Source organism: Pseudomonas sp. FH1 (genome assembly GCF_000510895.2).
GTDB lineage: Bacteria > Pseudomonadota > Gammaproteobacteria > Pseudomonadales > Pseudomonadaceae > Aquipseudomonas > Aquipseudomonas azotoformans_A.
In genome coordinates this window covers 1-7,206 of record NZ_AOHM01000066.1, presented here as the reverse complement: position 1 = coordinate 7,206, position 7,206 = coordinate 1, and the positions used below count along the sequence as shown (strand labels likewise).

General features: G+C 59.7%; 5 protein-coding genes. All 5 read left to right on the top strand.

The window, feature by feature from the left end; genetic code table 11:
* The first annotated feature begins 181 nt into the window (after positions 1–181).
* Positions 182–577, top strand: a complete 396-nt coding sequence (locus H096_RS33435) for a GtrA family protein (RefSeq protein WP_080034397.1) — start codon at positions 182–184, stop codon at positions 575–577.
* 16 nt (positions 578–593) lie between these two features.
* Positions 594–1,544: a glycosyltransferase family 2 protein gene (locus tag H096_RS21140; protein ID WP_019334893.1), complete on the top strand. Its 951-nt coding sequence runs from the start codon at positions 594–596 to the stop codon at positions 1,542–1,544.
* Positions 1,544–2,959 carry a glycosyltransferase family 39 protein gene (locus H096_RS21135; protein ID WP_019334892.1) on the top strand — a complete coding sequence of 472 codons (1,416 nt, stop codon included), beginning with the start codon at positions 1,544–1,546 and terminating at the stop codon, positions 2,957–2,959. The genes H096_RS21140 and H096_RS21135 overlap by 1 nt, the downstream gene beginning before the upstream one ends.
* 270 nt (positions 2,960–3,229) lie before the next feature.
* The gene (locus tag H096_RS21130) at positions 3,230–3,856 is read left to right on the top strand and encodes a LysE family translocator (RefSeq protein ID WP_019334890.1); all 627 of its coding nucleotides are present in this window, start codon (positions 3,230–3,232) and stop codon (positions 3,854–3,856) included.
* Between the two features lie 79 nt (positions 3,857–3,935).
* Entirely contained in the window at positions 3,936–6,905 is a 2,970-nt protein-coding gene (locus tag H096_RS21125; RefSeq protein ID WP_019334889.1) for a Tn3 family transposase, read from the top strand.
* Positions 6,906–7,206: the final 301 nt, after the last annotated feature.

Below are 7,206 nucleotides of genomic sequence, written 5' to 3'. Positions count from 1 at the left end.
TCGAAAAATAGCGGCCTACTTCAGACCATCCTTAGGTTGATGACATTGCCCTTACAACTACCCAACACCAAAATTACAATTTGGTAATATCGACGCTCTTAAACATTTTTTTCACACGCCGGCTCCCATGAGTAGTTAAAGTCAACACCATACAGCCTCTTGAACACATGCAGTTCTCTCAATGATATCGCCACCCTCTACAACCTTGCCTTACTATCTGATCGTTGGAATATTTGCCACTGGCGCTCATTACATAACACTTTTGTTATTGTCTCTGGTTCTGCCCGCACTCATTGCGACGTTACTGGGAGCAATAGTCGGGACTGTTGTTAGTTATCAGGGCAACAAGCGCTGGACGTTTACAAAGGCTCGCCCATCCGACACTTATCAATGGCTGCGCTTCAGCATCACGGCCTTGGTCTACAACGGTACAAACCTGGCCCTGATGGCGACCCTGCTGGAGCACTGGCCCCAGCGCCTATGGCTGATGCAGGTGATCACCACCTGTGCCCTGACGTTGATCACTTACCAAATCAACCAGTACTGGAGCTTTCGCCATGAATCGATCAAGAGCTGAGCGCTCCCCACGTCCGATGCTCAGTGTGATTGTCTGTTGTTATAACGAAGCCAAGGTACTGCCTTTTTTTCATAAGCGGCTAATGGCTGTACTTAAGACACTCAGCATTCGCTACGAAGTAGTGTATGTCAACGACGGCAGCCGCGATGAAACACTGGCGCTACTGGATGGTTATTGCCAGACGCCTGGCGTTCGTTGTTTGAACCTGAGCCGTAACTTTGGCAAGGAAGCCGCCATGGTCGCCGGTATTGATTATGCGGTCGGGGATGCGTTGTTATTTATTGATGCCGACTTGCAAGACCCGCCCGAACTTATTCCACTCATGGTTCATCATTGGTTGACCGGTAGCGATATCGTCAATATGCAGCGCCGCAGTCGCCTGTCTGATACCTCAAGCAAACGTATCAGTGCCCACCTCTATTACAAACTGATGAACTTTTTGGCCGACAAGTTTGATGTTCCCGCAGACGTCAGCGACTTCCGCCTGATTGGCCCGGCGCCCCTGGCAGCGCTGCGCGGTATGCCGGAACGGACGCGTTTCATGAAGGGCCTGATCAGTTGGCTGGGGTTCAATACCATCGAGTTGCCCTATGACCGTGAGCCGCGTAGCGCCGGTCTCAGCAAATGGGGGCCGCTGGCGCTGATCGACCTCGGTATCGAAGGCGTATTGGCGCTGTCGCGCAAGCCGTTGCGCTGGTTCAGCCTGCTCAGCCTGATGATTTTCATCGCCACCATGGTGCTCATCATCCAGCAGATGAGCGTAAACACCGCCAATGCCCATCACGTGATCATGGGCATTGCTGCGTTCATTACCGTGGGCATAGCAATGATCGGCGAATACCTCGGGGCAACGTTGAGCGAAGTCAGGCAGCGTCCCATCTATCTACTCGACAACCTGCTCGGCGAAGCCCCTGAACGGCCGGAGCACCCCTGCCCGATACACCCTCGCGAACAAGAAAACCACTGATGATAACGACCCGTACGCTATGGCTGGTATTGATCGCCATTTTGGCCCTGCGCCTGGCAAGCCTGGGGCTGTACCCGCTGATGGACACCTCGGAAGCCCGCTACGCGGAAATGGCCCGCAAGATGCTGGTACTCGGCAACTGGGTAACCCCGCTGTTCGAGCTGGACGTACCTTTTTGGGGCAAGCCGCCACTGTCGTTCTGGACCCAGGCGCTGGGCATGAAGTTGCTGGGTATCAATGAATTCGCCATTCGCTTTCCGGCGTGGCTGCTGCATGTCGCCAGTTGCCTGATCATCATCCGGTTTGCCCGTGAGCAGGCCGATGAAAAAACGGCGGTATTGGCGGCAATTATCTTTTCCAGCTCAACCCTCGGCCTGTTGTCAGCAGGTGTGGTGTTGACCGACCCGGCATTGAGTTTCTCGGTACTGCTGGCCAGCTATGGCTTCTGGTGCGGCATGACACGGGGCGACCGCCGTTGGGCACTGGCAGGATTTGCCGGCCTGGGCCTCGGGTTGCTGGCAAAGGGGCCGTTGGTGCTGGTGCTGGTGGGGGCTCCAGCTGTGATCTGGACGCTTTACTACCGACAATGGCGTGCCTTTTTGCACTTGCCCTGGCTGCTGGGCCTTGCGTTGATGCTGGTGATTGCCGTGCCTTGGTACGTGATTGCTGAACAGCGCACGCCGGGGTTTCTCGATTACTTCCTGATCGGCGAGCACTGGAAGCGTTATGTGGTCAGCAAATGGGCCGGAGACTTGTACGGCAGCGCCCATGCCCGGCCCACGGGCGCCATCTGGATGGACCTGATGCTCGCGCTTTTTCCCTGGACGCTGCTGTTGCCAGCGGTGTACTTCGCCCTGCGCCGCTCGGCCCTGTCGGGTCGCTACTATGGTTTTATCGCCCTGTGGGCCCTGGCTACGCCGGTATTTTTCACGTTCTCCGGCAATATCCTGTGGACTTACCTGCTGCCATCGCTGCCGGCCTGGAGCCTGCTGCTGGCTGGCGCACTCAAGGCTGTGCCCTGGCAAACCGGCAAAACCATCATTGGGTTGATCCTCGCGCTGCTGCTGCCGGTATGGCTGCTGATCGCTGCCATCGACGGCCGCGCCTTTGACCGGCCGAATAACCAACGTGAGCTCGCCAGGGCCTGGCAGCAGTTGCAGGCAGAGCGTCCCGGAACCCTCTTTTACTGGGGCCGGCGCTCGTACTCGGGGGAGTTCTATACGCAGGGGCAGGCACGCCGGGTCGAGGACTTGGCTACCTTGCCCGTTGACCGCAGCTTTTACATCGCCCGTCGGGTACGTGACCTCAAGCGAGGCATCCAGGGCTTGCAGCCGTTCAATTGTGTCGAGCAACTGCGTGCCAGCCAAAGCGTGTTATTCAGGTGCGAACCACTGAAAGCACCCACTGACCTGTAGGAGCCGGCTTGCCGGCAACGCCCTGGCGACCAGCATCAACAGCGTTGCGTTACGGCTACCAGACCATCTCCTGGCTGCCCCTTTGCCCCGATACATCATCAAGCTGGGGGCGCTTTCCGGGCTGGGAATCGACCATGCACTGATGCTGGGCCTGCAAGTGAAGACCGCGTTCTAAAGCGCTAGCGCATAGGCATCTGGATTAATCTTGATCTTGGACCTCCAGTTGGAACACGATGGCTGCCTTGAACCGTTGACGAAAGGAATCTCGTTATGTTCCCTCTGGACATCTGGCTGACCTATACCGCCGCCTGCCTGTTGCTGGTGCTTTCCCCCGGGCCGGACAACCTGCTGGCCATCGCCAGGGGCCTGAGCCAGGGGCGCATGGCGGCGGCCATTTCGGGGGTTGCGTCGGGCACCGGGATTCTGTTTCACGTAGCCACCGCCTCGTTGGGCCTGACCCTATTGATGCAGACATCCGCCGTGGCCTTCTGGGTCGTAAAAGTGATCGGCGCCAGCTACCTGGTGTGGCTGGGTATCAAGGTCTTGCGTTCGCGCAGCCTGATCAACTTCAAACCGGCGGCACGGCAATCGCTCAAAAGCATCTTCCTCACCGGCTTCCTGTCTGCGGCGCTTAACCCTAAGCCGGGACTGTTTGTGCTTGCGTTCATTCCACAGTTCGTCAACCCATCATTGGGCTCGGTCACTGTGCAGATGCTGGTCTACGGCACCTGGTTCGCCGCGTTGACCGCCCTGGGCTTTGCGCTCATGGGAATTTTTGCAACGCGCCTGTCGACCTGGCTGCAGCGCAAGCCAAAAGTTGTCAACGGCCTGAATGTCGGCGCCGGACTGACCTTCGTCGCGTCCGGGCTTTCGGTAGCAGCACTCAGCCAAAAATAACCCATGATTGCTCATGGGTTATTAGTTGCAGGCCTTACGCTCGGATCAGGTGATCAAAAGCACTCAGGGAAGCCTTGTCATGCCACGCCGTTCTATCCTGTCCATTGCCGAGCGTGACAGCCTGCTGGCATTGCCAGATACCAAGGAAGAACTGATTCGTCAGTACACGTTTAGCGACACCGACCTGTCCATCATTCGGCAGCGGCGCGGCCCGGCCAACCGCCTGGGCTTCGCCGTGCAGCTCTGCTACCTGCGCTTTCCCGGTGTCATCCTTGGCGTCGATGAGCCGCCGTTTCCGCCTTTGCTGAAACTGGTCGCTGACCAGCTCAAGGTTGGCGTCGAACGCTGGGGCGAGTATGGCCAGCGGGAACAGACCCGGCGCGAGCACCTGGTCGAACTGCAAACGGTGTTCGGCTTCCAGCCCTTCACGATGAGCCACTACCGGCAGGCCGTCCAGTGGCTGACCGAGCTGGCCATGCAAACCGACAAGGGCGTCGTGCTGGCCAGCGCCTTGGTCGATCATCTGCGGCGGCAGTCGGTCATTCTGCCTGCCATCAACGCCGTCGAACGAGCGACCGCCGAAGCGATTACCCGCGCCAACCGGCGCATCTACGATGCCCTGGCCGAACCGCTATCGGACGCGCATCGCCGCCGCCTCGACGATCTGCTCAAGCGCCGGGACAACGGCAAAACGACCTGGCTGGCCTGGCTGCGCCAGTCGCCCGTCAAACCGAACTCGCGGCACATGCTGGAACACATCGAACGCCTCAAGGCGTGGCAGGCGCTCGACCTGCCTTCCGGCATCGAGCGGTCGGTTCACCAGAACCGGCTGCTCAAGATTGCCCGCGAGGGCGGCCAGATGACGCCCGCCGACCTGGCCAAGTTCGAGGCGCCGCGCCGCTACGCGACCCTGGTCGCGCTTGCCATCGAGGGTATGGCCACCGTCACCGACGAAATCATTGACCTGCACGACCGCATCCTGGGCAAGCTGTTCAACGCCGCCAAGAACAAGCATCAGCAGCAGTTCCAGGCGTCCGGCAAGGCGATCAACGCCAAGGTGCGGCTGTTCGGCCGCATCGGCCAGGCGCTGATCGAGGCCAAGCAAGCTGGCCGCGATCCGTTCGCTGCCATCGAGGCCGTCATGTCCTGGGATGCCTTTGCCGAGAGCGTCACCGAGGCGCAGAAACTCGCACAGCCCGAGGATTTCGATTTCCTGCACCGCATCGGCGAGAGCTACGCCACGCTGCGCCGCTACGCGCCGGAATTCCTCGACGTGCTCAAGCTGCGGGCCGCGCCCGCCGCCAAGGACGTGCTCGACGCCATCGAGGTACTGCGCGGCATGAACAGCGACAATGCCCGCAAGGTGCCTGCGGACGCGCCGACCGACTTCATCAAGCCGCGCTGGCAGAAACTGGTCATGACCGACACCGGCATTGACCGGCGTTACTACGAACTGTGTGCCCTGTCGGAGATGAAGAACGCGCTGCGTTCCGGCGACATTTGGGTACAAGGCTCGCGCCAGTTCAAGGACTTCGAGGACTATTTGGTGCCGCCCGCGAAATTCGCCAGCCTCAAGCAGGCCAGCGAATTGCCGCTGGCCGTGGCCACCGATTGCGACCAGTACCTGCATGACCGGCTGACGCTGCTGGAAACGCAGCTCGCCACCGTCAACCGCATGGCGCTGGCCAACGAGCTGCCGGACGCCATCATCACGGAGTCGGGCCTGAAGATCACGCCGCTCGATGCGGCGGTGCCCGACACCGCGCAGGCGCTGATCGACCAGACAGCAATGATCCTGCCGCACGTCAAGATCACCGAACTGCTGCTGGAGGTAGACGAATGGACAGGCTTCACCCGGCACTTCGCGCACCTGAAATCGGGCGACCTGGCCAAGGACAAGAACCTGCTGCTGACCACGATCCTGGCCGACGCGATCAACCTGGGCCTGACCAAGATGGCGGAGTCCTGCCCCGGAACGACCTACGCCAAGCTCGCCTGGCTCCAAGCCTGGCATACCCGCGACGAAACCTATTCGACGGCGCTGGCCGAACTGGTCAACGCGCAGTTCCGGCATCCCTTCGCCGAGCACTGGGGCGACGGCACCACGTCATCGTCGGACGGCCAGAATTTCCGAACCGGCAGCAAGGCCGAGAGCACTGGCCACATCAACCCGAAATACGGCAGCAGTCCTGGGCGGACTTTCTACACCCACATCTCCGACCAGTACGCGCCATTCCACACCAAAGTGGTCAATGTCGGCGTGCGCGACTCGACCTATGTGCTCGACGGCTTGCTGTACCACGAGTCCGACCTGCGCATCGAGGAGCACTACACCGATACGGCAGGATTCACCGATCATGTATTTGGCCTGATGCACCTGCTGGGCTTCCGCTTTGCGCCGCGCATCCGCGACCTGGGCGACACCAAGCTGTTCATCCCCAAGGGCGACACTGTCTACGACGCGCTCAAGCCGATGATTAGCAGCGACAGACTGAACATCAAGGCTATTCGCGCCCATTGGGATGAAATTCTACGGCTGGCCACGTCGATCAAGCAGGGCACCGTGACGGCTTCGCTGATGCTGCGCAAGCTCGGCAGCTATCCGCGCCAGAACGGCCTGGCCGTGGCCCTGCGCGAGCTGGGGCGTATCGAGCGCACGCTGTTCATCCTGGATTGGTTGCAAAGCGTGGAGCTGCGCCGTCGCGTGCACGCTGGGCTGAACAAGGGCGAAGCCCGCAACGCGCTGGCCCGCGCCGTGTTCTTCAACCGGCTGGGCGAAATCCGCGACCGCAGCTTCGAGCAGCAGCGCTACCGGGCCAGTGGCCTCAACCTGGTGACGGCAGCCATCGTGCTGTGGAACACGGTTTATCTGGAACGGGCCGCGAATGCCCTGCGTGGACACGGCAAGCCCGTTGATGACTCTCTATTGCAGTATCTGTCGCCGCTGGGTTGGGAGCACATCAACCTGACTGGCGATTACCTCTGGCGCAGCAACGCCAAGATCGGCGCGGGCAAGTTCAGGCCGCTACGGCCGCTGCAGCCAGCTTAACGTGCTTTATTTTCCGTTTTCTAAGACGACCCCTTCAAGGCGATATCACGTGGACACTCAAACACCGGGATTACAGGACTGATGGTCATTGGTTACCAACAACATAGTTTGACACAACCCCTCCCGTAAACCGGGGTCTGTAGGATGATTTTGGGTGAAGGCTACAGCAACATAGATTGACACAGATGGGCTGAGCTTCAAATATAGTGCCCGGCTGCTCACATCATAGTTTGACACGAACATTTAGAGGCAGTGAATCGCCCCGGGTTTCCTAGACACTCTCCAGGCTCGCTGCGTAACG

What these genes read in the sequence shown, in the direction of transcription:
- H096_RS33435 (WP_080034397.1), top strand. Translation starts at nt 182, where the DNA reads ATGATATCGCCACCCTCTACAACCTTGCCTTACTATCTGATCGTTGGA.
- H096_RS21140 (WP_019334893.1), top strand. Translation starts at nt 594, where the DNA reads ATGCTCAGTGTGATTGTCTGTTGTTATAACGAAGCCAAGGTACTGCCT.
- H096_RS21135 (WP_019334892.1), top strand. Translation starts at nt 1,544, where the DNA reads ATGATAACGACCCGTACGCTATGGCTGGTATTGATCGCCATTTTGGCC.
- H096_RS21130 (WP_019334890.1), top strand. Translation starts at nt 3,230, where the DNA reads ATGTTCCCTCTGGACATCTGGCTGACCTATACCGCCGCCTGCCTGTTG.
- H096_RS21125 (WP_019334889.1), top strand. Translation starts at nt 3,936, where the DNA reads ATGCCACGCCGTTCTATCCTGTCCATTGCCGAGCGTGACAGCCTGCTG.